The organism is Luteimonas sp. MJ250 (assembly GCF_039548455.1).
Taxonomy (GTDB): domain Bacteria; phylum Pseudomonadota; class Gammaproteobacteria; order Xanthomonadales; family Xanthomonadaceae; genus Luteimonas.
In genome coordinates this window covers 51,386-78,203 of record NZ_JBCLVB010000005.1, presented here as the reverse complement: position 1 = coordinate 78,203, position 26,818 = coordinate 51,386, and the positions used below count along the sequence as shown (strand labels likewise).

At 69.2% G+C, this 26,818-nt stretch carries 23 protein-coding genes and 2 tRNA genes; 8 read left to right on the top strand and 17 right to left on the bottom strand.

The features are described from left to right. Positions 1–9 precede the first annotated feature (9 nt). Both WCE37_RS02475 and WCE37_RS02470 read left to right on the top strand, forming a co-directional pair. Positions 10–951, top strand: a complete 942-nt coding sequence (locus WCE37_RS02475) for an AAA family ATPase (protein WP_343277979.1) — start codon at positions 10–12, stop codon at positions 949–951. Beyond that, on the top strand, positions 948–1,508 hold the full coding sequence (locus WCE37_RS02470; RefSeq protein ID WP_343277978.1) for a 3'-5' exonuclease: 561 nt from the start codon (positions 948–950) through the stop codon (positions 1,506–1,508). Before WCE37_RS02475 ends, WCE37_RS02470 begins: the two co-directional genes overlap by 4 nt. A 75-nt stretch (positions 1,509–1,583) precedes the next feature. Here WCE37_RS02470 and WCE37_RS02465 read toward each other — a convergent pair. The 10 genes from WCE37_RS02465 to WCE37_RS02420 form a co-directional block, all read right to left on the bottom strand. Continuing rightward, positions 1,584–1,660 (bottom strand) — tRNA-Arg (locus tag WCE37_RS02465). Between the two features lie 64 nt (positions 1,661–1,724). After that, positions 1,725–1,817: transfer RNA gene (locus WCE37_RS02460), tRNA-Ser, on the bottom strand. A gap of 75 nt (positions 1,818–1,892) precedes the next feature. Further along, on the bottom strand, positions 1,893–2,117 hold the full coding sequence (gene csrA / locus WCE37_RS02455; protein ID WP_343277977.1) for a carbon storage regulator CsrA: 225 nt from the start codon (positions 2,115–2,117) through the stop codon (positions 1,893–1,895). A gap of 143 nt (positions 2,118–2,260) precedes the next feature. Then, complete coding sequence (gene alaS, locus WCE37_RS02450) at positions 2,261–4,966, bottom strand: alanine--tRNA ligase (RefSeq protein WP_343277976.1); 2,706 nt, start codon at positions 4,964–4,966, stop codon at positions 2,261–2,263. Positions 4,967–5,115: 149 nt separating this feature from the next. Then, positions 5,116–5,682, bottom strand: a complete 567-nt coding sequence (locus tag WCE37_RS02445) for a regulatory protein RecX (protein ID WP_343277975.1) — start codon at positions 5,680–5,682, stop codon at positions 5,116–5,118. A gap of 2 nt (positions 5,683–5,684) precedes the next feature. Next, the gene (gene recA, locus WCE37_RS02440) at positions 5,685–6,794 is read right to left on the bottom strand and encodes a recombinase RecA (RefSeq protein WP_343277974.1); all 1,110 of its coding nucleotides are present in this window, start codon (positions 6,792–6,794) and stop codon (positions 5,685–5,687) included. A 152-nt stretch (positions 6,795–6,946) separates the two neighbouring features. Further along, on the bottom strand, positions 6,947–7,693 hold the full coding sequence (lexA, locus tag WCE37_RS02435) for a transcriptional repressor LexA (protein WP_343277973.1): 747 nt from the start codon (positions 7,691–7,693) through the stop codon (positions 6,947–6,949). A 33-nt stretch (positions 7,694–7,726) separates the two neighbouring features. Further along, positions 7,727–9,409: an AarF/UbiB family protein gene (locus WCE37_RS02430; RefSeq protein ID WP_343278009.1), complete on the bottom strand. Its 1,683-nt coding sequence runs from the start codon at positions 9,407–9,409 to the stop codon at positions 7,727–7,729. Between the two features lie 16 nt (positions 9,410–9,425). Continuing rightward, on the bottom strand, positions 9,426–9,920 hold the full coding sequence (locus tag WCE37_RS02425; RefSeq protein ID WP_324222177.1) for a CinA family protein: 495 nt from the start codon (positions 9,918–9,920) through the stop codon (positions 9,426–9,428). Between the two features lie 150 nt (positions 9,921–10,070). Continuing rightward, the gene (locus tag WCE37_RS02420) at positions 10,071–12,662 is read right to left on the bottom strand and encodes a TonB-dependent receptor (RefSeq protein WP_343277971.1); all 2,592 of its coding nucleotides are present in this window, start codon (positions 12,660–12,662) and stop codon (positions 10,071–10,073) included. Between the two features lie 232 nt (positions 12,663–12,894). On the opposite strand from WCE37_RS02420, the gene WCE37_RS02415 reads away from it, so the two are divergent. From WCE37_RS02415 to WCE37_RS02395, 5 genes are all read left to right on the top strand, one after another. Next, positions 12,895–14,346: a diguanylate cyclase gene (locus WCE37_RS02415; RefSeq protein WP_343277970.1), complete on the top strand. Its 1,452-nt coding sequence runs from the start codon at positions 12,895–12,897 to the stop codon at positions 14,344–14,346. Positions 14,347–14,412: 66 nt separating this feature from the next. Then, positions 14,413–17,013: a DNA mismatch repair protein MutS gene (gene mutS / locus WCE37_RS02410; RefSeq protein WP_343277969.1), complete on the top strand. Its 2,601-nt coding sequence runs from the start codon at positions 14,413–14,415 to the stop codon at positions 17,011–17,013. Further along, a complete protein-coding gene (locus WCE37_RS02405; RefSeq protein ID WP_343277968.1) occupies positions 17,010–17,741 on the top strand; it encodes an MOSC domain-containing protein in 732 nt (243 codons plus the stop codon). The genes mutS and WCE37_RS02405 overlap by 4 nt, the downstream gene beginning before the upstream one ends. Before the next feature lie 72 nt (positions 17,742–17,813). After that, on the top strand, positions 17,814–18,443 hold the full coding sequence (locus WCE37_RS02400; RefSeq protein ID WP_343277967.1) for a DUF937 domain-containing protein: 630 nt from the start codon (positions 17,814–17,816) through the stop codon (positions 18,441–18,443). Positions 18,444–18,551: 108 nt separating this feature from the next. Then, positions 18,552–20,084 carry a catalase gene (locus tag WCE37_RS02395; protein ID WP_343274782.1) on the top strand — a complete coding sequence of 511 codons (1,533 nt, stop codon included), beginning with the start codon at positions 18,552–18,554 and terminating at the stop codon, positions 20,082–20,084. Between the two features lie 69 nt (positions 20,085–20,153). Here WCE37_RS02395 and WCE37_RS02390 read toward each other — a convergent pair whose 3' ends face one another. Next, positions 20,154–20,570 carry a S4 domain-containing protein gene (locus WCE37_RS02390; RefSeq protein WP_343274783.1) on the bottom strand — a complete coding sequence of 139 codons (417 nt, stop codon included), beginning with the start codon at positions 20,568–20,570 and terminating at the stop codon, positions 20,154–20,156. 49 nt (positions 20,571–20,619) lie between these two features. Here WCE37_RS02390 and WCE37_RS02385 point away from each other — a divergent pair, with 49 nt between their 5' ends. Next, positions 20,620–22,134, top strand: a complete 1,515-nt coding sequence (locus WCE37_RS02385) for an MATE family efflux transporter (protein ID WP_343277966.1) — start codon at positions 20,620–20,622, stop codon at positions 22,132–22,134. 72 nt (positions 22,135–22,206) lie between these two features. Here WCE37_RS02385 and rplS read toward each other — a convergent pair whose 3' ends face one another. The 6 genes from rplS to ffh all read right to left on the bottom strand — a co-directional run bounded on the left by rplS (position 22,207) and on the right by ffh (position 26,773). Continuing rightward, complete coding sequence (gene rplS / locus WCE37_RS02380) at positions 22,207–22,638, bottom strand: 50S ribosomal protein L19 (RefSeq protein ID WP_343274785.1); 432 nt, start codon at positions 22,636–22,638, stop codon at positions 22,207–22,209. 135 nt (positions 22,639–22,773) lie between these two features. Continuing rightward, on the bottom strand, positions 22,774–23,571 hold the full coding sequence (gene trmD / locus WCE37_RS02375) for a tRNA (guanosine(37)-N1)-methyltransferase TrmD (RefSeq protein WP_343278008.1): 798 nt from the start codon (positions 23,569–23,571) through the stop codon (positions 22,774–22,776). 56 nt (positions 23,572–23,627) lie between these two features. Beyond that, positions 23,628–24,140, bottom strand: coding sequence for a ribosome maturation factor RimM (gene rimM, locus WCE37_RS02370; RefSeq protein WP_343253548.1), 513 nt, complete (start codon positions 24,138–24,140; stop codon positions 23,628–23,630). Between the two features lie 36 nt (positions 24,141–24,176). Then, the gene (gene rpsP, locus WCE37_RS02365; RefSeq protein ID WP_343253549.1) at positions 24,177–24,440 is read right to left on the bottom strand and encodes a 30S ribosomal protein S16; all 264 of its coding nucleotides are present in this window, start codon (positions 24,438–24,440) and stop codon (positions 24,177–24,179) included. Positions 24,441–24,545: 105 nt separating this feature from the next. Continuing rightward, entirely contained in the window at positions 24,546–25,388 is an 843-nt protein-coding gene (locus WCE37_RS02360; protein WP_343277965.1) for an aminotransferase class IV, read from the bottom strand. Between the two features lie 17 nt (positions 25,389–25,405). Further along, positions 25,406–26,773 (bottom strand): signal recognition particle protein, encoded by a 1,368-nt coding sequence (ffh, locus tag WCE37_RS02355; RefSeq protein WP_343277964.1) that lies wholly within the window; start codon positions 26,771–26,773, stop codon positions 25,406–25,408. Between the last annotated feature and the right edge of the window lie 45 nt (positions 26,774–26,818).

Genomic DNA, 26,818 nt, shown 5'->3' with positions numbered 1-26,818 from the left:
TGCACCCATTTGACCCGGTTCGTACCGCTTTTTCGCCGCCACCGAGCCGTCGGGCTCGGCGCTGGCACGAAAATCCATCTGGACCGCCACATCCCGTCCTTGGCCACCAGGCTTGCAGACCGCGGAAATGGCACCCGGGACCGGCCGACCCTGTCACGGACGCAGGAAAGCAACGTGCGCCGGCTCGCCATCGACGCCCCCCACCTGGCGCAAGCCACGCAGGCGGTCCTGGATGCGATCGCGATCGCGCGCCGTGCAAAAGGCCCGCCGCGCCTTGCACCAATCCTCCTGTCGGGTCCGCCGGCAAGCGGCAAGTCCTGGTGGGCGCGGCAGATTGCGCAGGCGCTTGGCTTCCCGGCCACCACGATCGTGATGCCGAAGGTGACCGCTTCTTTCGTGCTGTCCGGCAGCACCGCAAGCTGGTCAAGTGCCCGGCCGGGGCGGATCGTCGAAGCGTTCATCGGCACCCACGTTGCCAGCCCGGTCATCATCATCGACGAGATCGAGAAGGCAAGCGCGGCGCGGTACGACCCCACCCCGGTCCTGCTCGACCTGCTGGACCATGCATCCGCATCGCGCTGGCATGACGAATTCTTCGGCGTCGAGTTCGATGTCAGTTCGGCGATCTTCGTCGCCACCTGCAACTCCCCCGGGCTCCTCGACCCGGCCCTGCGTTCGCGCTTCCGGGAGATCGGGATCCGGACGCCGGATGCCGGGAGCCTCCAGGCGGTGATCCAGTCGGCATGGCGCTCCCATCGCGACCTCTATCCCGGGCTCCGGCTGCCCGCCGCGCTTCCGGAATCCGCCATCCGCCACCTGGCCCGGACGCAGCCCGACATGCGCATGCTGCAGCGCTGCTTCGACGATGCCATTGCCCGTGCCGTGCGTCGCCCGGGTCGGATCCGGATCATTCCCGCCGACCTCGGCGCACCATCGGTCGAACTGGCATGAGGCGATACCTGGTGGTTGACCTGGAGGCCACCTGCGACGACCAGGGCTCGGTTCCGCGCGAAGAAATGGAGATCATCGAGATCGGTGCGGTTCTGCTGGATCCCGCCTCATGGCGGATCGAGGAGGAGTTCAATGCGTTCGTGCGGCCCGTGCGCAATCCCCGGCTGACGCCGTTCTGCACGCAGCTCACGTCGATCACGCAGGCTGACGTCGATCGGGCGCCCGGCTTCGCCGAAGTGATCGGACAGCTGCAGGACTGGCTGCGTCCGTTCCGCCTGACTGCCTGGGGTTCCTGGGGCAACTACGATCGCCGCCAGATCCGACAGGACGCCGGCTTCCATGGCATCGGCTTCCCGATCGAAGCAGCGCACTTCAACCTCAAGGACCGGTTCACCAGGCGCCTCCAGCTGCCGAGGCGGCCTGGCCTGGGCAAGGCCCTGGACATCGCGGGGCTGACGTTCGAAGGCACGCACCACCGCGCCATCGATGATGCGCGAAACATCGCACGGCTGATGCCGATGATGTACCGGGCGACGCCGGCCGCCCCGTCTTCATGACCCGGAGGCTTCGCCAAGCCCGACAACGCAAAAGGGCCAACGAGTGCTAACCCGTTGACCCTTGTGCGTTTGTAATGGTGCGCCCGGAAGGATTCGAACCTCCGACCCCCAAGTTCGTAGCCTGGTGCTCTATCCAGCTGAGCTACGGGCGCGTTTTGCAGAAGCGGAATTATGCAGAGACAGCCAACTTTCGTCAATCGCCTTCCGCCATGGATCTGGCGGAGAGTGAGGGATTCGAACCCTCGATAGAGCTATAAACCCTATACTCCCTTAGCAGGGGAGCCCCTTCAGCCACTCGGGCAACTCTCCGGATGTTGCTTCCCTGAAGGCCTTGCGGCCGACGGGGTGCGTAAGAATACCGGCTCGGCCCTCAGCCGGCAAACTTCAATTCGATTCCGTCTCGCCCTCGTCGGCCGCGTCGTCGCCACCGGCCGCTGCCACGGGCTCGTTGCGCTGGATGCGCTGGTAGATTTCCTCGCGGTGGACCGAAACGTCCTTGGGCGCGGTGATGCCGACGCGCACCTGGTTACCCTTGACGCCGAGCACGGTCACGGTGACCGAGTCACCGATCATGAGCGTCTCGCCGACCCGCCTGGTCAAAATCAACATGTGGGAGCTCCATGGGCCGGGTCTCCGCCCGGTTTTTTGTTGAAAGGCTCGCAGCTGCGGCCTTCCTGAGTGTTCACGTGATCCCGCAATGATAACTAGGCGCCTGCCCACTGCGTGCATGCACAAAGTAACGAATCACCGGTTCAGGCCACCCGTTCCGCCACCCAGGCCGGGACCGCCGCGAGTGCAGCCGCAAGGGCCGGGCCGTCTTCGCCGCCGCCCTGGGCCATGTCCGCGCGCCCACCGCCCTTGCCACCGACCTGCGCGGCCACGTGCGACAGCAGCTCGCCGGCCTTGATCCGGCCCAGCGCCGAGCCGCTGACGCCGGCCACCAGCGCGGCACGGCCGTCGCTGGCGCCGGCAAGCAGCACCACCGCATCGCCAAGCTGCTGCTTGAACCGGTCCAGGGCGTCGCGCAGCGCGCGGGCGTCAAGGCCCTCGATCCGCGCCGCCAGCACCTTGATTCCGCCGATATCGACCGCGCCGGCGGACAGGTCGGCCGTGGCGCTGCTGGCCGCGCGCGCCTTCATCGCCTCGAGTTCGCGCTCCAGCTTCTTCTGCCGGTCAAGCAGCGCGCGCAGCTTGTCGCCAACCTCGGCGGTGGTGCCGCCGAGCAGGCGCGCGGCTTCGGACAGCCGTGCTTCCTCCGCTGCCACATGATCGAGCGCGGCGCGGCCGGTCAGCGCCTCGACGCGACGCACGCCCGCGGAGACACCGCCTTCGGAGACCAGCTTGAACAGGCCGATCTCGCCGGTGCGGCCAACGTGGGTACCGCCGCAGAGTTCGACCGAGTCGCCCATCTGCACCACCCGCACCCGCTCGCCGTACTTTTCACCGAACAGCGCGATGGCCCCGGCGTCGATCGCTTCCTGCATGGCCATCTCGCGGATGCTCACGCCGTGGTCGGCGCGCACCTCGTCGTTGACCCGGAGCTCGATGCCGCGCAGTTCGTCCGCGGTGATCGGTTCGAAGTGCGAGAAGTCGAAGCGCAGGCGGTCCGGCGCGACCAGCGAGCCCTTCTGCGCGACGTGGGTGCCGAGCCGCTCGCGGAGGGCGCCGTGCAGCAGGTGGGTCGCGCTGTGGTTGAGCACGGTGGCGCCACGGCGACCGGCGTCGACGCCGGCCGTCACGCGGTCGCCCACCGCCAGCGCGCCGCTGCGCACGCGGCCGATATGGCCGTGGTACTGGCCTGCGAATTTGCGGGTGTCGTCTACGAGGAAGGAGGCACCAACGGGTGCGGTGGTGGTCGCGGCCACGGCGAGCTCGCCGGTGTCGCCTACCTGGCCACCCGACTCGGCGTAGAACGGGGTGCGGTCGAGGAACACGATCGCCTCCTCGCCCGCCTCGACGCGCTGTACCGGGCGGCCGTCGCGCAGCAGCGCCACGACCGTGAGTCCATCGGCCTGCAGGCGGTCGTAGCCGAGGAAGCCGGTCGGCGCCATCTTCGCCACCAGGTCGGCCGGCAGCGTGGTGCCGCCGCCGAACTTGCCCGCCGCGCGCGCGGTCTCGCGCTGCTGCTCCATGGCCGCCTGGAAACCGGCGACATCGACCTCCATGCCGCGCTCGCGCGCCATGTCGGCGGTGAGGTCGAGGGGGAAGCCGTAGGTGTCGTACAGGCGGAAGGCGTCGGCGCCGGGGATCACCCCTGCGGAAGCGTGACCACTGGACGCGGGGGCCGCGCTGCGCACGGCGACGTCCTCGAAGATGCGCATGCCCGAATCCAGGGTCTCGGCAAAGCGCTCTTCTTCGGCCAGCAGCGCGCGTTCGACCAGCGCACGCCGGGTGCGCAGGTCGGGATAGGCCTCGCCCATCAAAGCGTCGAGGGTGGCCACCAGCCTGTGGAAGAAGGGCTTGCGCACGCCGAGCATCCAGCCGTGACGCAGGGCGCGGCGGATGATCCGGCGCAATACGTAGCCGCGGCCCTCGTTGGACGGCAGCACGCCGTCGACGATCAGGAAGCTGCAGGCGCGGATGTGGTCGGCGATCACCCGCAGCGACTTGTTGCCCAGGTCATCGGTGCCGGTGAGCGCTGCGGCCTCGCCGATCAGCGCCTGGAACAGGTCGATCTCGTAGTTGCCGTGCACGCCCTGCAGCACTGCGGCCAAGCGCTCCAGGCCCATGCCGGTGTCGACGCAGGGCGCGGGCAGCGGCAGCAGCGTGCCGTCCGGCTGGCGATCGAACTGCATGAAGACCAGGTTCCAGATCTCGATGAAGCGGTCCCCGTCTTCGTCTGGCGACCCGGGCGGACCACCGGCAATATGCGCACCGTGGTCGTAGAAGATCTCTGTGCAGGGGCCGCAGGGCCCGGTGTCGGCCATCTGCCAGAAGTTGTCCGAGGCGAAGGGCGCGCCCTTATTGTCGCCGATACGGACGATGCGCTCGGCGGGCACGCCGACCACGTCGTGCCAGATGGCGTAGGCCTCGTCGTCGGTGTGGTAGACGGTGACCAGCAGGCGCTCGGCCGGGATCTTCCAGACCTGCGTCAGCAGCTCCCAGGCCCAGGCGATGGCGTCCTTCTTGAAGTAGTCGCCGAACGACCAGTTGCCGAGCATCTCGAAGAAGGTGTGGTGGCGCGCGGTATAGCCGACCTGGTCGAGGTCGTTGTGCTTGCCGCCGGCGCGCAGGCAGCGCTGGACGTCGGTCGCGCGCACGTAGCCTGGCTTCTCCGCCCCGAGGAACACGTCCTTGAACTGGACCATGCCCGAATTGGTGAACAGCAGGGTGGGATCGTTGCCGGGCACCAGCGATGCCGAGGGCACGACGGTGTGGCCGCGATCGCTGAAGAAGGCAAGGAAGTCACGGCGGATGTCGGCCGTGGTGGGGCGCGCGAGGGGGGTGTGGTCAGGCATCTGGCGTACGGACTTTTTTTGCGGGGCGGCGCCTTCCCGGCGACCTCGCTGGCCGCAGGCCGGACAGGGGCGCCGGGCGCTTGCGCTCGGATCAGCCTAGGTTAGCAGGCCGTGGCATGCGCGCAGAACCACCTGCCGCCGGCAGCCGCTCAGTCATCCGCGTCACCGAAGGCGGTTGCGGCACGCACCGTCTCGTGGTCGAAGCCGCGACGGAACAGCAGGTCCGCGGCCTTGCGCCTCAGGACAGCATCATCGGCGACCGCTGTGCCATGACGGCGCCGCACCAGCCTGCGGGCGCTGGCCCGCCAATCGTCGGCGCCAGACTCCGCCAGCGCCTCGAATGCCGCCTCGATGGCCTCGTTGCCAAGCCCATGGGTACCGAGCTCTGCGCGGATCCGCAGCGGGCCGTAGCCCGCCTCCGCGCGCATGCGCGCCAACCCTGCCGCGAAACGGCCGTCGTCCTGCCACCCGGCCTCGGCCATGCGTTCGACAGCCGCCTCCGCTTCCGGCCCCTCGATGCCCCGGGCCTCGAGCTTGCGGACGAGTTCCTTGCGCGAGTGCTCGCGGCGAACCAGCAGCGCGAGCGCGCGCTGCGCGGGGGTCAGCTCGGGGCGACGCCGCCGCCCCCGCTCCGTGGCGCGCTCTCCGGCGGCGCGCGCTCCGGCGGTGCGTTCACACGCACCGCCATCAGCCCCGCCCTCGTCCGCGCCCGCCATGCTCAGGCCTTGGCGTCCTTGGCGTCCTTGGCGTCCTTCGCCTCTTTGACGCCCTTGCCGGCCTTGGCAGCCACGTTGTCGGCCCCGGTGGCGGACTCGGCGGCGGCGGCCAGGACGGCCTGGGGCATCAGCCGGGCGCGCAGCTCGGCTTCGATCCTCTTCGCAACCTCCGGATTCTCCTTGAGGTACAGGCGGGCGTTCTCCTTGCCCTGGCCGATGCGCTCTTCGCCGCAGCTGTACCAGGCACCCGCCTTCTCGACCAGCTTCGCCTCCACGCCCATGTCGATCAGCTCACCCTCGCGGCTGATGCCTTCGCCGTAGAGGATTTCGGTGATGACCTGCTTGAACGGCGGCGCCATCTTGTTCTTGACCACCTTGATGCGGGTCTGGTTGCCGATGATTTCGTCGCCCTTCTTGATCGCGCCGATGCGCCGGATGTCCAGGCGCACCGAGGCGTAGAACTTCAGCGCGTTGCCGCCGGTGGTGGTCTCGGGACTCTGGCCCGGCATCATGATGCCGATCTTGTGGCGCAGCTGGTTGATGAAGAACACCATGCAGTTGCTGCGCTTGATGTTGCCGGTCAGCTTGCGCAGCGCCTGGCTCATCAGGCGCGCCTGCAGGCCCGGCAGCTGGTCGCCCATTTCGCCCTCGATCTCGGCGCGCGGGGTCAGCGCGGCGACCGAGTCGATCACCACCATGTCGACCGCGTTGGAGCGCACCAGCATGTCGGCGATCTCGAGCGCCTGCTCGCCGGTATCGGGCTGCGACACCAGCAGGTCGTCGACGTTGACGCCGAGCTTCTGGGCGTAGGTCGGGTCGAGCGCGTGCTCGGCGTCGATGAAGGCCGCGACGCCGCCGAGCTTCTGGCATTCGGCGATGGTCTGCAGGGTAAGCGTGGTCTTGCCCGAGGACTCGGGGCCGTAGATCTCGATCACGCGGCCGCGCGGCAGGCCGCCGATGCCGAGCGCGATGTCGAGCTGCAGCGAACCGGTGGGAATGACCGGGACCACTTCGGCGACGCGGTCGCCCATGCGGATCACCGATCCCTTGCCGTACTGCTTCTCGATCTGGCCCAGGGCCGCGGAAAGCGCGCGCTTCTTGTTCTCGTCCATCGTGGTGTCCTCGGATCAGGTATTCGGGAATGTGACCAGTGTGGTTGCGAGCGGTCGCAGGGGCTGCGACATCGCGCCGTGTTTGAAACTAGTGCCAGCCGCGGGTCACCGGCAGCGGCGGAAGCCGCGCGCGGCAGTGGGGGAATTCCCCCTCACCGGTTCGGCCTGACGAGGCCGCAATACAGGCCCTCGATGGCGAAGTCCTGGCCCGGCGCGACCTCGATCGGCGCGTAGTCCGGGTTGCGCGGCAGCAGGCGGATGCGGTCCTTGCCCATCTTCAGCAGCTTGACGGTGATCTCGTCGTCGATGCGGGCGATGACGATCTGTCCCGAGCGCGCGTCGGCGGTGCGGTGCACGCCGATCAGGTCGCCGTCGAAAATGCCCTCGTCGCGCATCGAATCACCGCGCACGCGGAGCAGGTAATCGGGCGCCGGGGAGAAGAAGGCGCGGTCCATCAGGACCATCTGGTCGCTGCCGATATCGGCGCCGATGGGGACGCCGGCGGCGACCTGGCCGAGGACGGGAAGTTCAAGAACGTCGGCCGGGGCATTTGCAGTGGCATTCGCAGCTGTAGCTGCTCCCACAAAAGCTGCTCCCACGGTCGGAGAGCGGCCTGTGGGAGCGGCCATGGCCGCGCCGTCTTCATCGGCGGCACCCGGGAATCCGAGCGCCCCCTGCGCACGCTCCGGTGCCCGCAACACGCGAATGCCACGCGCCCGCCCGGGCACGCGCTCGATGGCCCCCGCAACCTCAAGCGCCTCCAGATGGTATTGGGCGGCGCGCACGCTGCTGAAGCCGAAAGCGCGGGCGATCTCGGCCTGCGAGGGCGGCATGCCCTCCTCCGCGATGCGCTCGGCGATCAGGGCGAGGATGGCCTGCTGGGTGTCGGTGAGTTCCATGGTTAGTAGTAATACTACTAACAGGCGCAGGAATCAACGCCTGTGCGCGCCCTTCCAGATCGAATACACGATCCACACCCCCAAGGCAGCCGCGCCCACGAAGCCGGCGACGCCCAGCGCCATCAGCCACTGGTTGCGGGCGCCGCCGCCGACGCTGTTCATCACGATCGAGGAGCCGATGATCAGCGCCGCGGTGATCACGCCCATGGTCAGGCGGCTGGCCGCGCGGTCGACCTGGTCGCCGAGGGCCTGCAGCGTGGGAATCTCGATTCGCGCGCCCAGCCGCCCGCCGCGCGCCGCGCGGATCAGCCGGCGCAGGTCGCGCGGCAGCTCGGCGCCGAACTCGAGCATCCCGGCCAGGCCACGACGTCCGCGACGGGCCAGGGCCGAAGGCGCGAACCGGCGCCGCATGACCCGCTCCAGCCACGGCCGCGCCTCGGTCGCCATATCGAACTCCGGGTCCAGCTGGCGACCGAAGCCTTCAAGCGTCAGGAAGGCCTTGATCACCAGCGCGAGATCCGGCGGCAGCATCAGGCCATGGCTGCGCAGCAGGCCGGCGGCATCGGACAGCATCGTGCCCATGCGCAGGTCTTTCAGGGCCACGCCCTGGTAGCGGTCCACCACCACCGCGGTATCCGCCTCCAGGCGCTCCTCGTCGACCTCCCCGCCGACGCTCCAGTCCAGCAGGATATCGGCGACAGCCTCGGCATCCTGCACCACCATGCCGTGCAGCAGGCGCGCGATCTCGAAGCGGCGGCGCTCGCCCAAGTGGCCGACCATGCCGAAATCGATCAGGGCAATACGTCCGTCGCGCAGGAAAAAGAGATTGCCGGGATGCGGGTCGGCGTGGAACAGGCCGTCCTCGAGCACCATCTTGAGCACGATGCCGGTGCCCGCCCGCGCCAGCGCGGCGCGGTCCAGGCCAGCGGCATCCACCGCCGGAAGGTCGCCTGCGGGAATGCCATCGACGAAGTCCTGGACGTTGAGCCGCTCGGACGTCCACTGCCAGTGCACCCGCGGCACCAGCACGCTGTCGTCGTCGGCGAAGTTGGCCGCGATCCGCTCGGCGCTGCGGCACTCGGCGGCGAAGTCGAGCTCGCGCCGCAGCGAGGTCCGGAACTGGCGCACGACCTCGACCAGCCGATAGCGGCGCAGGTCGGGCAATTGTGACTCCACCATCTCGGCCAGCCGCGCCATCAGCCGCATGTCGGCATCGACCACCTCGACGATGCCCGGGCGACGCACCTTCAGGATCACCGCCGTGCCGTCGTGCAGCCAGGCGCGGTGCGCCTGTGCAAGCGAGGCCGCGGCAACCGGTATCGTCTCCACCCGCGCGAAGGCGACCTCGGGCTCGACGCCGAGGTCCTCCACCAGCTGTGGCCGCACCGCCTCCCAGGGCAGCGCCGGGACCGCGTTCTGCAGCAGTCCGAGCTCCGCGATCCACTCCGGCGGCAGCAGGTCCACGCGCGTGGCCAACACCTGGCCCAGCTTGACGAAGGTCGGCCCCAGCTCCTGCAGCGCACTGCGCAGGCGCTGCGGCGGCTTCATTTTCCTGCGCGCTTCTGCGTGCTCCCAGTGCAGCAGCCGTCCGGCGCGCTCGAGTACGCCCGCCATGCCGCTTCGGCGCACCAGGTCGCCGAAGCCGTGGCGCACGAACACGCTGGCGATCTCCTGCAGGCGCCCCAGATCGCGGACGCTGGCGAGGGCGTCGAGCATGGTCATCGCAGGCGACTCACAGCAGCCGCTCCAGCCCGCGCAGGGCTTCGGCCACGGTCTGCCGGCGCACTGCATCGCGATCACCGGCAAAGGCGAAGGCCTCCGCCTGCGGATAGCCGCCGCGGCGCTTCCAGCCGATCCAAACGGTGCCCACGGGCTTGTCCTCGGTGCCGCCGCCAGGACCGGCGATGCCGGTCACCGCCACCGCCACGGTGGCCCCGGAAGTGACCAGCGCGCCGGAGACCATCTCGATCACAGTCTCGCGACTGACCGCGCCGTGCTCTTCCAGGGTCTGCGGGCGGACGCCCAGCAGCGCCTGCTTGGCCTCGTAGCTGTACGCAGCCAGCCCGCAGTCGAACCAGGCCGAGGAGCCGGCGATGTCGGTGACGGTCTTGGCGATCCAGCCGCCCGTGCAGCTTTCCGCCGTCACCAGCATGTCGCGGTTGGCCTGCAGCCGTGTGCCGGTGTCTTCAGCCAGCCGGGCCAGTTCTGCGTCGCCAGGGACATCCATCGTCTCGTTCCATGCCGAAAGCACGCAGTATCGGGCGTAGCGGGCGGCTTGTCGCCCGGCCGCCGCCGGCGTGCGCCGAGTGAGGCGCCGGAAACGGCGGCGGCCCGCCGAAGCGGGCCGCCGGATCCACGTGCGGCCGAGGCCGCGGGCTCAGAAGTAGTTGAACCGCACGGTCACGCCGTAGGTCCGCGGCGCACCCAGGAAGGTGTTCCACGAGCCGGCCTGGATCGGCGCGTCGATGCCCACCTGCTTGTAGGTCTCGTCGGTCAGGTTCTGGCCCCACAGCTCGACCATCCAGCGGCGGTTCTTGCTGCCGAAGCCGATGCGCGCGTTGACCAGGGTGTAGGCATCCTGCTGCTTCTGCGGATCGAGGTCGGAGCCGGTGTTGTAGTCCGACATGTACTTGGCACCGATGTTGAAGCGGCCAAGGAAGTCGGCACCGAAATCCCACTCGTAGGTCAGCGAGGCATTGCCCGACCATTCCGGCGCGAAGCTCATCTGGTTGCCGGGCAGCAGCACCAGGTCGGCGTCGGGCAGCAGGTCGTCGCCGTACTCGGTCTTCGCATACGTCAGGCCGCCCTGAAGCATCAGGCCGTCGATGCCCGGCTGCCACAGCAGGTCCATGTCGACGCCGGTCGAGGTCACCTCCGGGATCGCGCGGACCACGAACGCGGTGCCGAGGAAGCTGTTGAGCTGGAAGTCCTCGTACTTCTGATGGAACACCGCGGCGTTGAACAGCAGGTTGCCCTCCGCCCAGGTCGACTTCATGCCCAGTTCGAAGCTGTTGACGAACTCGCCGGGGAAGTAGGTGTCGTCCTGCGGGGTGATGCCGACCTGCACGCGGTCGAGGTTGAAGCCGCCCGCCTTGTAGCCGCGCGCGGCCGAGGCGTAGCCCATCAGGTCGTCGGAGAAGTCATAGGCGACCTTCAGCGTGCCGGACCATTCCTTCTCGGTGCTCTCCTGGCGCGTCTCCCGGCCGTTGTGCAGGACGTTGGCCCAGGGCAGGCACATGAAGCCGGCGACCTGCTGAATCGCCGGGCCGAGCTGCGGCAGCATCTGGTCGAGCAGCTGCTGCTGCAGCGCGGGCGGCAGGTTCGCGAAGCCGTTCACGCGCCCGATCATCGCCCCGCCCACCGCAGCCGCCGGATTGGACAGGGCCAAGCCGCAGGCCGCGCTGCCGTTCGGGTTGGTGAAGTGCGAATCGAGCGTCTTCTTCTCACGCGTGTAGCGCAGGCCCAGGGTGATATCCAGCGCGTCGGTGGCGTGGAAGGTGTTGTTGGTGAAGATCGCGGTGCTCTTGGCGTTTTGCGCATAGGTGTCATGCGCGCCGATGCCCCTGTAGTTGGTCCCGAACGGCAGGCCCGTGACTTCCGACAGGAAGGTGTGGGGATTGGCCTGGTTCACGCTCAGTCCCAACTGCGGCGGGAGCTGCCCGATCGCACCGGCCAGCCCGGCCAGCACCTGGCTGCCCACCAGCGTGGACAGGTAGGGCTCGTAGGCGGCACCCATGAAGTACGAATCGTTGCGCGCCAGGTCCTCGTCGGAATAGAACAGGCCCACCATCCAGTCGACGCGGTCGGTCGAACCCGTCAGGCGGAACTCCTGGCTGAAGTTCTCGAACGCGACCAGCGAGTAATCCTCCTCCGGCGGCCGGTACATGATGTCGGCAGCGGTGTAGTCGAAGTCGATGCTGGTGATCGCGTCCCAGTTGCGGAGCGCCGTGATCGAGGTCAGCACGGCTTCGTTGGCCCATGGCGTCGTCCAGTTGACCTCGGCCGAGATGCCCTTGTCCTTGAGGTCCTGCTCGGTGGTGCGGTTGGCATAGCCGAGTCGGCGGTCGAGGTCGGGCACCGGGATCACGCCCTCGCCACCCGGCGTCAGTCCGTCGATGATGGCCGCGGTCGGCCCGCGATGGGTCGTCATGGTGACGCAGCAGTTCTCTTCGCGGCTGGCATAGTCGGCCACGAAGTTGATGTTCAGGGTGTCGGTCGGCTCGAACAGCAGCTGGGCGCGCACCGCATGGTAGTTCTGGTCGCCGTCATCGGTTTCCTGGCGCGGGCCGTTGGCGGTGAACACGTCATCCACGCCATCGCGCTTGCGCTTGGTGGCATAGATGCGGAACGCGGCGTTTTCGCCCAACGCGTCGTTGTAGGAGCCGGACACGCCGAACAGGCCGTAGTTGCCCGCCGTGACCTCGGCTTCCGCGCTCTGCGAATAGTTGGGGCGACGGGTGATCACGTTGATCACGCCCGCCGAGGTGTTCTTGCCGAACACCGTGCCCTGCGGGCCTTTCAGCACTTCGATCCGCTCAAGCTCGCCCAGGTCGCCGAAGGAGACGCTGTTGCGGGCACGGTACACGCCGTCGATGACCACGCCGACCGACGACTCCAGGCCGGGGTTGTCGCCAACCGTGCCGATCCCGCGGATGCGCGCGGTGGTCTGCGCCGCCGACTGGGTGCTGGTGACGGTGAGGCCGGGCACCAGCACCTGCATGTCCTTGATGTCACGCACGCCGGTATCCAGGAGCAGCTGCTCGGGCAGTACGTTGATCACGATCGGCACGTCCTGCAGCGCCTCTTCCCGCTTCTGCGCGGTGACCGTGATGCCTGAAAGCGTTGTGGGTCGTTCTTCAGCCGCTGGCGCGGCATCCTGGGCATGCGCCGTGGACACCAGTGCGGGACTTGCAAGGATGGCGATGAGTGCGGTGGTGAGCGCGTGGCGTTGCAGATGGCCTGAGACCATGGGTGTCCCCCTACGATGGATGTTGTTTCGGTCATCGGTGTCGGCGCGGCCGCCGCCATGAAATGCATGGCGGAACGCACGGGGCCGGCGTGGGGGACTGGCCCGGTGCTGCGGTTTTCGCAACCTTGTGGCGACGCTAGCACAATTCCGGACGCATGCGTATGTGCGCCGCGGCCGGCCGCGGCACGGTCCATTCATGCCGGCCAGCACCGCCGCGCGCGACAATGCGCGCATGGCTGCAGATACCTCCCCGGCCAGCGTCCGACCCGACCCCCAGCCATCTCCCGACCCGCGCCTGCTGGCGGACTGGCGACGGCGACTGGAGGCGGTTTCGGATGACATCCGTACCCTGCTTGCACAGGTCGTGGCGGAGGGCGGCCCGGCGCTGGCGGACCATTTCTACGGCAACATGCTGGACGACCCGAGGGCGGCCCGGTATCTCGACCTCGACCAGGTGCGCGAGCGCCTGAAACCGTCGCTGCAGCGCTGGCTCGTGCAGCTGCTTGCCGCGCGCGCGGACGACGTCGAGGCGCTGCAGACCACCCAGGAACACATCGGCCACGTCCACGCGCGCATCGGAATCCCGGTCGACCTGGTCGGTCGCGGCGCCCGCATGCTGAAGGACGACCTGCACGCGGGCATCCGCCGGCACGCGCGGGATGGGGACGTCGCACTGGACGCCATCATCTGCGCCGACGGCCTGGTCGACATCGCGCTGGAATCGATGACCCGCGCCTACAGCCGCGCGCGCGAAGCCGCGGGCCAGGTGGACGGCGCCTTCAGGCTGTTCTCGCTGATCCAGAACATCGGCACCGAGCGCGAACGCCAGCGCGCGCTGCTGCTGACCTGGGAGAACGCGCTGATCTACTCGCTGACCTCGGACCACCCCGGCCCGGCGGCGACGCTGCAGGTCTCTCGCTCCGAATTCGGGCTCTGGTTCCTGCACAAGGGCATGGCCAGCTTCGGCGACACCGCCGAGACCCGCGAGGTCAACCTCATCGCCGCGCGTATCGACGGCACGCTGGGCGCGCGCCTGCCCGAAGCCGGGACGCCGTCCGAGCGGCGCGAACTGCTGGACGAACTTCGCGCCGACGCAGATGCCATCCGCAGCCTGGTGTCGATGCTGTTCGACGGCATCGGCGACCTAGAGTCCGGCCGTGACGCGCTCACGCGCCTGCTCAACCGCCGCTTCCTGCCCACCATCCTGCGACGCGAGATCGCGCTGCAGGCCAATACCGGGCGCCAGTTCGCGGTGCTCATGCTCGACCTGGACCACTTCAAGTCGATCAACGACAGCCATGGCCACGAGGCCGGCGACCGCGCACTCAAGCACGTCGCGGCCCTGCTGGTCCAAAGCACGCGCGGCAGCGATTACCTGTTCCGCTACGGCGGCGAAGAGTTCGTGGTGGTCCTGGGCTCGGTCTCCGGCGAGGACGCGACGGCGATCGCCGAAGGCCTGCGCCACGCGATCGCCACGTCGCCGGTGATCCTTGCCGACGGCAACGGCCTGCAGCTCAGCGCCAGCATCGGCGTCGCCATGCAGGACGGCCACCCGGACTACGAACGCGTGCTGTCCCGCGCCGACGCGGCGATGTACCAGGCCAAGCGCGGCGGCCGCGACCGCGTGGTGATGGCCGAGGGCGAACTTCCGGAGACACCCGGCGCACGCGCGCTCCGCGGCTGAGCACCGGCCCCGCCCGGCTACAATCCGGGGCCGGGCGCATCCCTCGCGCGCCCTGCCGCCGGACGAATGACGCTGGACAGAAAGCCCGAACACACGCCGTTGATGAAGCAGTACTTCGCCGCCAAAGCGGAGCACCCCGACGTGCTCCTGTTCTTCCGCATGGGCGACTTCTACGAGCTGTTCCACGACGACGCCCGCAAGGCGGCGAAGCTGCTCGACATCACCCTGACCCAGCGCGGCGCGTCCGGCGGTCAGCCGATCCCGATGGCCGGCGTGCCGCACCATTCCGCCGAGGGCTATCTCGCGCGTCTGGTGGCGCTGGGCGAGTCGGTGGCGATCTGCGAGCAGGTCGGCGACCCGGCGACCAGCAAGGGCCTGGTCGAACGCAAGGTGGTGCGCATCGTCACGCCGGGCACGGTCACCGACGAGGCGCTGCTGTCCGAACGCCGCGATACGCTGCTGCTCGCTGTCAGCCGCGGCGGCACCTCGTCCAGGGGCTTCAGCTACGGCCTGGCCTGGGCGGACCTTGCCGGCGGGCGCTTCCTCGCCAACGAGGTGGTCGGCGAAGACGCGCTGGAGGCCGAGCTCGCGCGCCTTGATCCCGCCGAGCTGCTGCTGCCCGACGAGGAGGGCTGGCCCGCATTCGCCACCGGCCGCGGCGGCCTGCGGCGGCGCGCGCCCTGGCTGTTCGACGCCGATGTCGGGCGGCGCCAGCTGCTGCAGTTCTTCGGGCTGCACGACCTCGGCGCGTTCGGCATCGAGGACCGTCCGCAGGCCGTCGCCGCGGCCGGCGCCCTGCTGGGCTATGTCGAGGAGACGCAGAAGCAGCGCCTGCCGCACCTGACCGCGATCGCGCTGGAGTCCAGCGACGGCGCGATCGCCATGAACGCAGCTACCCGCCGCCATCTCGAGCTCGACACGCGGGTGGACGGCGAGCAGAAGCACACCCTGCTTGGCGTGCTCGACAGCACGGTGACGCCAATGGGCGGGCGCCTGCTGCGGCGCTGGCTGCATCGCCCGCTGCGCGACCGCACGATCGTCGGCCAGCGCCAGCATGCAGTCGGCGCCCTGATCACCGACGGCGTCGAGCGCGACCTGCGCGAGCGCTTCCGCGCGCTCGGCGACGTCGAACGCATCCTCTCGCGCATCGCGCTGCGATCCGCGCGCCCGCGCGACCTGTCCACCCTGCGCGATGCGCTGGGCCTGCTGCCGGGACTGCGCGCGGCGCTCGCCGCGGTGGATTCCCCGCGGCTGCAGGCGCTGGTGGCCGGCCTGGGCGAGCACGCGGCCCAGGCGGCGCTGCTGGCGGAGGCCCTGGTCGAGCAGCCGCCGGTCCTGGCCCGCGACGGCGGCGTGTTCGCCGACGGCCACGACGCCGAGCTTGCCGAACTGCGCCGGCTGTCGACCCACGCCGACCAGTTCCTCATCGACCTCGAGGCGCGCGAGCGTGCGGCCAGCGGCATCGCCACGCTCAAGGTCGGCTACAACCGCGTGCACGGCTATTACCTCGAGATCGGCAAGGCGCACGTCGCGAAGGCGCCAACCCATTACACCCGGCGGCAAACGCTGACCAACGCCGAGCGCTACATCACCGAGGAACTGAAGGGATTCGAAGACAAGGTGCTGTCGGCGCGCGAACGCGCGCTGGCCCGCGAGCGCCTGCTCTACGAACAGATCCTCGACGAGCTGAACCTGCACCTGGAGTCGCTCAAGCGCTGCGCCGCGGCGCTGGCCGAACTCGACGTGCTCGCCGGCCTGGCCGAGCGCGCGCTGGCGCTGGACTGGTCGCGGCCGGAGCTGGTTGAAGATCCCTGCCTAGAGATCGAACGCGGTCGCCATCCGGTGGTGGAAGCGGTGCGCGACGAACCCTTCGAACCCAACGATCTGATGCTTGATGGCAATCCGGATGCCAGCGCGCGCCGGATGCTGGTCATCACCGGCCCGAACATGGGCGGCAAGAGCACCTACATGCGCCAGAACGCGCTGATCGTGCTGCTGGCCTGCATCGGCAGCTTCGTGCCCGCGGCACGCGCGCGCATCGGCCCGATCGACCGCATCCTCACCCGCATCGGCGCCGGCGACGACCTCGCCCGCGGCCAGTCGACCTTCATGGTCGAGATGAGCGAGACCAGCCACATCCTGCACCACGCGACCGAGCATTCCCTGGTGCTGATGGACGAGATCGGGCGCGGCACGTCCACCTACGACGGCCTGGCGCTGGCCGAGGCCTGCGCGCGCCATCTTGCCGCGCACAACCGCTGCTACACGCTGTTTGCAACCCATTACTTCGAACTCACCGCGCTGGCCACGCCCGGCAGCGGCATCGCCAACGTGCACCTGGACGCGGTCGAGCACGGCGACAAGCTGGTGTTCATGCACGCAGTCAAGGATGGCCCGGCGAACCGAAGCTTCGGCCTTCAGGTCGCGGCCCTGGCCGGACTGCCAAAACCGGTCCTGCGCCAGGCGCGCGCACGGCTTGCCGAACTCGAGCAGCATGGCCAGCCCGCATCGCCGCCGCTGTCGGCGGAAGCGCTCGATGCGCCGCAGCAGTTCGGTCTGTTCGCGCCGTCGTCGGCGGCGCTGGAAGCGCTGGCCGGCATCGACCCCGACGACCTCACGCCCAAGCAGGCGCTGGAAGCGCTGTACCGGCTGAAGGCGCTGTCATGAGCACGGCCCCCGATCTGCGCGTGCGCGTGGATGCCCTGCTCACGGGCATCGCCGTGCCCTACACCCGGCCCGGCAGTCGAAGCGGCATCGCCAAGCATCCGCGCAGTGGCCAGGTACGGATCACCGCCACCGGCGTGGACGGCGACGAGCAGGGCGACCTGCGCGTGCACGGCGGCGTCGACAAAGCGGTGCACCACTATCCCTTCGAGCACTACGCGACCTGGCGCGCCCAGCTCGGAGCGCTTCCGGTGCTCGCCACGCCGGGGGCATTCGGCGAGAACGTCAGCAGCCAGGGGCTGGACGAAAGCATGGTCTGCATCGGCGACCGCTTCGCGTTCGGCAGCGCGGTGCTCGAGGTCAGCCAGGGGCGCCAGCCGTGCTGGAAGCTCAACGACCGGTTCGGCGTACCGGACATGGCACGCCGCGTGCAGGAAAGCGGCCGCACGGGCTGGTACTACCGCGTGCCGCAGTCCGGCGTGGCGGAGGCTGGCGACACCCTGCGCCTGCTGGAGCGTCCGTGGCCAGACTGGTCGCTGCAGCGCCTCAACCGCCTGCTGTTCGATCGGGTGCTCGATCCTTCGGCGCTTGAGCCGACGCTGGCGCTGCCGCTGGTGCCTTCCTGGCGCAGGCTGGTCGAGCGTCGCCTGCAGCTGCACACCGTCGAGCACTGGGGCCCGCGCATCGATGGACCCGACCCTGATCAGGCACCACGCAGCCGCGAGCCCTGACGCGGTCGCGTGGCGCACCGTTGCGCCATCGAAACGACGTAGCATCGGGAGTCCGACACCGAGGACACCAACATGGCCAACCTGACCGACGATCTCCTTGCCCAGCTCCAGGGCGCACCCGCGCAGCAGGTCGCGCAGCAGCTGGGCGTCGCACCGGCGCAGGCGTCCGACGCGATCCGCGCCGCGCTGCCGCTCCTGATGGGCGCACTCGGCAAGAACGCCAGCCAGCCTCAGGGCGCGCAGGCGCTGTACGGCGCGCTGCAGAAAGACCATGCGGGCCTCGACCTGGCCGGGGTGATGGGCGCGGTGCTTGGCGGTGGCAGCGCCGGTGGCGCCAATGCGGGCGCCGGCCAGGGCGGCGCGATCCTCGGCCACATCTTCGGCGGCAACCAGCCGCGCGCCGAAGCCGGCGTCGCGCAGGCCACCGGGCTGGGCCAGGGCCAGGCCGGGCAGCTGATGAAGATCCTGGCGCCGATCGTGATGGCCTACCTCGCCAAACAGATGTTCCAGCAGCGCCAGACCGGGGCCAGCGGCGATGGCGCAGACGCACTGGGCAGCATCCTCGGACAGGAGCAGCGGTCGATCCGCGAGCAGTCCGGCGCGGGCGGCCTGTTGGGCGCCGTGCTCGACCAGGACGGCGACGGGCAGCTCGGCATCGGCGACCTGGTGAAGCTTGGCGGCGGTCTTTTCGGGAAGAAATAAAGCCGGCGATAGCCAGGTGCTATCAATCGAAGGCCTCAAATCGATTTCATCTTTCAATCACCTCGCCGTAGAGTCAAAGCCGACCACCACGGCACTGGGAGCCAGCGCATGAACACACCCTCCGACGACGGGAAGAAATGCCCCGTCACCCATCTCACCACCGATTTCGGCGCCCCGGTTCCGGACAACCAGAACAGTCTCACCGCCGGCCCGCGCGGCCCGCTGCTGTCGCAGGACGTCTGGCTGCACGAGAAGCTCGGCAACTTCGTGCGCGAGGTGATCCCCGAGCGGCGCATGCACGCCAAGGGCTCCGGTGCCTTCGGCACCTTCACCGTCACCAATGACATCACGAAGTACACCCGCGCGAAAATCTTCGAGGCCGTCGGCAAGACGACCGAGATGTTCGCCCGCTTCACCACCGTTGCCGGCGAGCGTGGCGCGGCGGACGCCGAACGCGACATCCGCGGCTTCGCGCTGAAGTTCTACACCGAGGAAGGCAACTGGGACATGGTGGGCAACAACACACCCGTGTTCTTCATTCGCGACCCGCGCAAGTTCCCCGACCTCAACAAGGTGGTGAAGCGCGACCCGCGCACCAATCTGCGTTCGGCCACAAACAACTGGGACTGGTGGACGCTGCTGCCCGAGGCGCTGCACCAGGTCACGATTGTCATGAGCGACCGCGGCATTCCCGCCAGCTACCGCCACATGCATGGCTTCGGCTCGCATACCTACAGCTTCTGGAACGAAGCCGGCGAACGCTTCTGGGTGAAGTTCCACTTCCGCACGCAGCAGGGCATCAGGAACCTGAGCGATGCCGAGGCCGCGGACATCATCGGCAATGATCGCGAGAGCCACCAGCGCGACCTGTACGACGCGATCGAGCGCGGCGACTTCCCGAAGTGGACGCTGTACATCCAGGTCATGGCCGAAGCCGAAGCCGAGAAGGTGCCCTACCACCCCTTCGACCTGACCAAGGTCTGGCCCAAGGGCGACTACCCGCTGATCGAGGTCGGCGAGTTCGAGCTCAACCGCAATCCGGAGAACTTCTTCGCCGACGTCGAACAGGCCGCGTTCGCACCCAGCAACCTGGTGCCCGGCATCAGTGCGTCGCCCGACAAGATGTTGCAGTCGCGCCTGTTCAACTACGCCGACGCGCAGCGCTACCGCCTGGGCACCAACTACCAGCAGATCCCGGTCAACGCCGCGCGCTGCCCGGTCAACAGCAACCATCGCGACGGCATCGGACGGGTCGACGGCAACTACGGCAGCCGCCTCCACTATGAGCCCAACAGCTTCAACCAGTGGCAGGAACAGCCGCAGTTCCGCGAGCCGCCGCTGCAGATCACCGGCGACGCCGACTGGTGGGATTTCCGCGACGACGATGCCAACTACTACAAGCAGCCTGGCGACCTGTTCCGGCTGATGACACCGGACAAGCAGCAGCTGCTGTTCGACAACACCGCGCGCGCGATGGGCGACGCGCCGGACTTCATCAAGCAGCGCCACGTCGACAACTGCACGAAGGCCGATCCGGCGTATGGAGCCGGCGTGGAGGCGGCATTGCGCAAGCTCGGCGCGTTTGCCGGCACCACCTCGCCCAACAGCCTGGGTGAACAGGAGCCGCGCTCGGAGAGCTGATCGTCCGGTTCAGATGCTGCAACGCGAAGGCCGCGACGCCGATGGAGTCGCGGCCTTTTTCGTCGCCGGTCAGCTGGCGTCGATGTCGCCGAGGGCGCGGATCAGCCGCCGTGCGCGCTTGTCCGGGCGGTGCTCCGGCGCGCGATAGCCGTCATGGGCGGCACGGCGGGCGAGCGCCGCCTGTTCGCGTGCCTGGCGGGAGGCATCGGACTCGCGGTAGAGGAGTCGCGCGACCGGGGCCGGGCCGCGGTCGTCGGAAAGCCCCAGCACCTCGACCTCGAACGCGTCCTCGCCGCGCAGCACGCGCAGTGCATCGCCCACGCGCACCGTGCGCGAGGGCTTGGGCCGCTGGCCGCCGATCTCGACCTTGCCGTTGTCCACGGCCTGCCTGGCCAGCGTGCGCGTCCTGAAGAAGCGGGCAGCCCACAGCCAGATGTCGATGCGTACCCCGGCCGCCGGGGCCGGTGCCTGGTCCTGTGCAGTCATGTCCCGATTCTAACGCCGGCCTCGACATCGCTTCTGGCACGATGCGTCCATGGCAAAACCTTCGACGCGCGACCTCACCGCGGGCGCTATCGCCCCCACCCTGCTGGTCTTCGCGCTGCCGATCCTCGCCGGCAACGTGCTGCAATCGCTCAACGGCTCGGTGAATGCGGTCTGGGTCGGGCGATTCCTGGGCGAAGAGGCCCTGGTCGCCACGGCCAACGCCAACAACATCATGTTCTTCCTGCTGGGTTCGGTGTTCGGCATCGGCATGGCCGCGACCATCCTGGTGGCGCAGGCGATCGGTGCGCACGACCCGGTGCGGGCGCGGCGCGTCATCGGCACCAGCGCGAGCTTCTTCGGCGCGCTGTCGCTGCTGGTGGCTGCCGCCGGCCTGCCGCTGGCGCGCCACATCCTGGATTGGATGGGCACGCCGGAGGCTTCGCTCCCGCTGGCCGAGGCCTACCTCCAGGTCATCTTCCTGGCAGTGCCCTTCATGTACATGTTCGCCTTCCTCACCGCGGTGCTGCGCGGTGCCGGCGACACCCGCACGCCTTTCGTGTTCCTGGCGGTGGTGGTGGTGGTGGACATCGTGGTCAACCCGGTGCTGATCTTCGGGCTTGGCCCGTTTCCGCGGATGGGCATCGCAGGCTCCGCCGGCGCGACCCTGGTGGCGAATGCCTGCAGCCTGGCGGCGATGCTGGCCTGGCTGCGCTGGCGCCGGCACCCGCTGTGGATCCCGCGCGCCGAGGTCCGCGCCTACCTGCCCGACCCGGCGATCGTGCGCGCGCTGGTGGTCAAGGGCGTGCCCATGGGACTGCAGATGATCCTGGTGTCGCTGGCGATGCTGGTGATGATCAGCATGGTCAACGGCTACGGCGTGGATACCGCATCGGCCTATGGCGCGACCCTGCAGCTGTGGACCTATGTGCAGATGCCGGCGATGGCGATGGGCGCCGCCTGCACTTCGATGGCGGCGCAGAACGTCGGCGCCGGGCGCTGGGACCGGGTCGACGGCATCATGCGTGCCGGCGTCGCCTTCAACTTCCTTCTGACCGGCGCGCTGATCGCACCGCTGCTCTTGTCCGGCCCGCGGATCCTGTCGCTGTTCCTGCCTCCGGGCAGCCCGGCGATCGAGGCCGGCCAGCACATCAACCTGATTGCGATCTGGTCGTTCCTGTTCTTCGGCGTGACCTTCGTGGTCTCGGGCGTGGTGCGCTCGACGGGCGCCGTGGTACCGCCGCTGCTGATCCTCGTGGTCGCGCTGTGGGGCATCCGCGTGCCCTTCGCGAACCTGCTGCAGCCGGCGCTGGGGGCGGATGCGATCTGGCTGAGCTTCCCGGTGAGCGCGCTGTGCGCGATGGTGATGTCGCTGGCCTACTACCGCTGGGGCCGCTGGCGCGAGGCGCGCATGCTGGCAGGCGACGGCGACACGGATACGGTCGCCCCCCCCCCCACCACCCCCCCCCCCCCCCCCCCTCCCCCCCCCCCCCCCTCCCCCCCCCCCCCCCCGCGTCCCGGCGCCGTGCCGGCAGGCGCGCGGGCGGCGGCGCAGGGAGCGGATTGAACGCGGAAATCCGGGCCCGGAAACGCGAACGGCCGCCCGAAGGCGGCCGTCCGGTGGAGCGCGTGGCCGGGCTTACTTGGCCGACGCTGCCTCGCTGGCTGCAGCGGCTTGGGCGGCGGCCTTCGCACGCGCCTTGGCGTTGCCGGCCAGGTCTTCCTTGATGCGCGCCTTGCGGCCCTCGAGCTCGCGCAGGTAGTACAGCTTGCCGGCGCGCACCGCGCCGCGGCGCTTGACCTCGACCGAGTCGATGGCCGCGCTGTGGGTCTGGAACACACGCTCGACCCCGAAGCCGTGCGAGATCTTGCGCACGGTGAAGGCGGAGTTCAGGCCCGCGTTCTTCTTGGCGATCACTACGCCCTCGTAGGCCTGGAGGCGCTCGCGATTGCCCTCCTTCACCTTGACGTTGACGATCACGGTGTCGCCGGGGCCGAAGACGGGGAATTCGCGCGTAACCTGCTCGGTCTCGAAGTTCTGCAGCAGGGTATTGAGTGAGGGCTTGTTCATGGTCGTGGTTGCCTGTGCCTGTTGGTAGTGCCCTGTGGGCTGTTATAGCGCGAGTGCACGTGGACCCGCGTCTTGGCGTGGTTACAGCTAGCCGCGCATTGTAGCGTGGTTTCTTCCCTGCCTGCCAGCGGCGTGTTATCCCGCCGGGCGCGGGCGGTCGCCGACCGGAGCCAGGCCGGCTTCGACCAGCCATTCGTCAAGCAGGCGACGGTCGGCCCGCGACAGTGCGCCGGGATCGATCAGGTCCGGGCGGCGCAGCCAGGTCCGTCCCAGCGCCTGTTGGCGACGCCAGCCCGCGATCGCTGCGTGGTTGCCCGACAGCAGCACCGGGGGAACCGCACCCAGCGGATGTTCGACCGGGCGCGTGTAGTGCGGACAATCGAGCAGAAGTGGTCCCCCGCCCCCGTCGGCCGCGGACTCGAAGCTGTCCTGGGCGGCCGACTCCGCATCATTCAGGGCCCCCGGCAGCAGGCGGGCGACCGCATCGACCACCACGGCCGCGGCCAGTTCGCCGCCGGACAGCACGTAGTCGCCGATCGACAGCTCCTCATCGACCTCGGCCGCCAGCAGGCGCTCGTCCACGCCCTCGTAGCGTCCGCACAACAGCACCAGGCGCGGCAGCGAGGCCAGCTCGCGGACCCTGGCCTGGTCCAGCGGCCGCCCCTGCGGACTCATGTAGATCACGTGCGCAGGCGACGGGTCGGCGACGCGCGCGGCGGCCAGCGCGGCCCGCAGCGGATCGATCAGCATCACCATGCCCGGCCCGCCGCCGAAGGGGCGGTCGTCGACGCGGCGGTAGTTGCCTTCGGCATGGTCGCGCGGGTTCCAGCCGTGCAGCGACAGCAGGCCACGCCCGGCGGCACGCCCGACCACGCCGTGGCCGGCAACCTGGGCGACGAAATCCGGGAACAGGCTGATGACGTCGATGCGCATCGGGTCGCGCGTGGCGGCGCCGGCGTCGACGGCGTCGATGGCGCCCGCGGCCATGCCTAGAACTCCGGGTCCCAGTCGACCGTGACCAGGCCGGCCTCGAAATCGACCGAGACGATGTAATCGGGGGTCACGAAGGGAATCATCCGTTCGCGATCACCCACGGCCACCAGCACGTCGTTGGCGCCGGTGGCGAACAGGTGCGACACGGTGCCGAAGTCGACGCCTTCGACATTGGCCACGCGCAGGCCTTCCAGGTCGACCCAGTAATATTCGCCGGGCGCCGGTGGCGGGAGTACCGAGCGCGGCACCAGCACTTCACTGCCGCGCATCGCCTCGGCGGCGTCGCGGTCTTCGATGCCCGGCAGCGTCACGACCAGCCCCTTGGGGCTCTCGCGGCCCTGCGCACCCGACAGCTCCCGCTCGCGGCCCTGCGCATCGCGCAGGATCCACGGCTGGTAGCGAAGGATCGCGCGTGCCGGCTCGGTGAAGGATTCCAGCTTCAGTTCGCCACGCACGCCAAAGGCGCCGTGGACCCTGCCCAGCAGGATGCGGCGCCCGGTGGTGTCCATGAGGGTTGTGGCCGCGCGCGGACGCGCGGCCGGCCATCAGGCGGCGGGGGCCGCCGCGGCGCCGGTCGCTTCCTTGTACAGGTTGCGGACCTTGTCGCTGACCTGCGCACCCTGCGAGACCCAGTGGTCCACGCGGGCGGTGTCGAGCACCACGCGCTGTTCGGCGCCCTGCGCGACCGGGTTGTAGTAACCCACGCGCTCGATGTTGCGACCGTCGCGCGCGCTGCGCGAGTCGGTGACGATGATGTGGTAGAAGGGGCGCTTCTTGGCGCCGCCGCGGGTGAGGCGGATCTTGACCATGGTGGTTTCCGTATTGCCCAGTCGCCAGGGTGGCGAGGTAAGCCGGGAATTATAGCGCAGGCCGCAGCCGCGCGAAACACCCGCCACCGCCGCCCGACCCTGCGCCTAGAAGGCCTCCCGGGGAACGGCGGCCAGCAGGTCCCTCAAGGCGCCGCCGAACCCGGCATCACCGGGAAACGCATGCGCATTGATTGCCGCGACGGCGCGGATCCCGCTCGAATTCACCGCGAACGCGGCGCGCTGCCCGGCCAGGTCGCCCAGGCGTACCGGCACGTGCTGGCTGCGGATCCGGGCATGATCGAGCGCGCGCTCCAGGAGCCGCCTGGTCACGCCCGGGAGCGCCGGAGCCCGGGGCCAGGTCACTGTCTCCCCGTCCCAGAAGGCGATGCTCCAGAAGCTGCCCTCGGCAATACTCCCGTCGGGGGCAACCAGGAGCGCATCGTCGTAGCCCGCCGCCTGCGCCTGCGCCCGCATGGCGAACTGGGGCTGCAGGGCGAGATGCTTCACCAACGGGCAGGCGCGAAGGCCGTGATGGCTGCGCACGCGAAGCGGGGACGCGGGAACCGTACGCGGTGGTTCGATCCCGACGTCGACGCGCAGCAGCCGGGCGGAGTCGCCCTGTGCCGAGGTGTCGTACCGGAACGGCGAAGCCGCGGCCGCGCGATCATCCGATGACACCCCGCGACCTGCCGGGCGCACGCAGATCCTCAGCGTGCAGTCGGCGCGGTCGTCACGCTGCAGCAAGGCATTGCGGATCTCTCGCCGCAACCGGCCCATGTCCGTGCCGATCCGCCACAGGTTCTCGGAGGCGTGGCGCAGCCGCAGCAGGTGCAGGTCTCGCCCCTGCACCCTGCCCCCACGCATCTGCAGGCTGGTGAAGTGGCCGGCATCCACCGGATCTTCCACGGGGGCGGCAAGGCCTTCGGACACCGCCGGATCCTCCGCCATGCGACGAGTTCCGGCGCTCAGCGGAGAGGCATGCCGCCGCGCCCGCCCATCATTCCCTGCAGGCCGCGCATCATGCCCTTCATGCCGCCGCGGCCCAGCTTGCCCATCATCTTTTCCATCTGCTGGTACTGCTTCATCAGCTTGTTGACGTCGGCCGGCGTGACGCCGGAACCGGCGGCGATGCGCTTGCGGCGCGAGCCGTTGAGCAGCGCCGGATTGCGGCGCTCCTTCTTCGTCATCGAGCCGATGATCGCGACCATGCGCGGCACTTCCTTGCCGGTGACCTGGTTCTTCACGGAATCCGGGATCTGGCCCATGCCCGGCAGCTTGTCCATCAGGCCGTGGATGCCGCCCATCCCCTGCATCTGCTCGAGCTGGTCACGCATGTCGTTGAGGTCGAACTTCTTGCCCCTGGCGACCTTCTCGGCGAGCTTCTGCGCCTTGTCCTTGTCGACCTGGCCTTCCACCTGCTCGACCAGCGACAGCACGTCGCCCATGTCGAGGATGCGGCTGGCGATGCGATCGGGGTGGAACACGTCCAGGCCGTCGACCTTCTCGCTGGTGCCGATGAACTTGATCGGGCGACCGGTGATGTAGCGCACGCTGAGCGCCGCGCCGCCGCGGGCGTCGCCGTCGGTCTTGGTCAGCACCACGCCGGTCAACGGCAGCGCCTCGCTGAAGGCCTTTGCGGTGTTGGCCGCGTCCTGTCCGGTCATGGCGTCGACCACGAAAAGGGTCTCGACCGGCTTGACAGCGGCGTGCAGCTCCTTGATCTCGGCCATCATCGCCTCATCGATCGCGAGGCGGCCGGCGGTGTCGACCAGCAGCACGTCGATGAACGACTTGCGCGCATCGGCGATCGCCGCGCGGACGATGTCGGCAGGCTTCTGCGAGACGTCCGAAGGGAAGAAGCGCACGTCGACCTGCTTCGCCAGCGTTTCCAGCTGGGCGATGGCGGCGGGACGATAGACGTCGGCGCTGACCACCATCACCTTCTTTTTGCGCTTCTCCTTCAGGAGCCTGGCCAGCTTGCCGACGGTGGTGGTCTTGCCCGCGCCCTGCAGGCCGGCCATCAGGATCACCGCCGGCGCCGGCACGTTGAGGTTGAGGTCGGAGGCGGCCGCGCCCATCACCGCGGTCAGCTCGTCGCGCACGACCTTGATCAGGGCCTGGCCGGGGGTCAGCGACTTCAGGACCTCCTGGCCGACCGCGCGCACCTTGATGCGTTCGATCAGGGCCTGGACAACGGGCAGCGCGACGTCGGCTTCCAGGAGTGCGATGCGCACTTCGCGCGTGGCCTCGCGGATGTTCTCCTCGGTCAGGCGGCCGCGGCCGCGCAGGCGCTCCATGGTGCCGGAGAGTCGCTGGGTGAGGGATTCGAACATGGAGGACGCCTGGCAGGGATCTGTGGACCGCCAAGTATAGCTTTC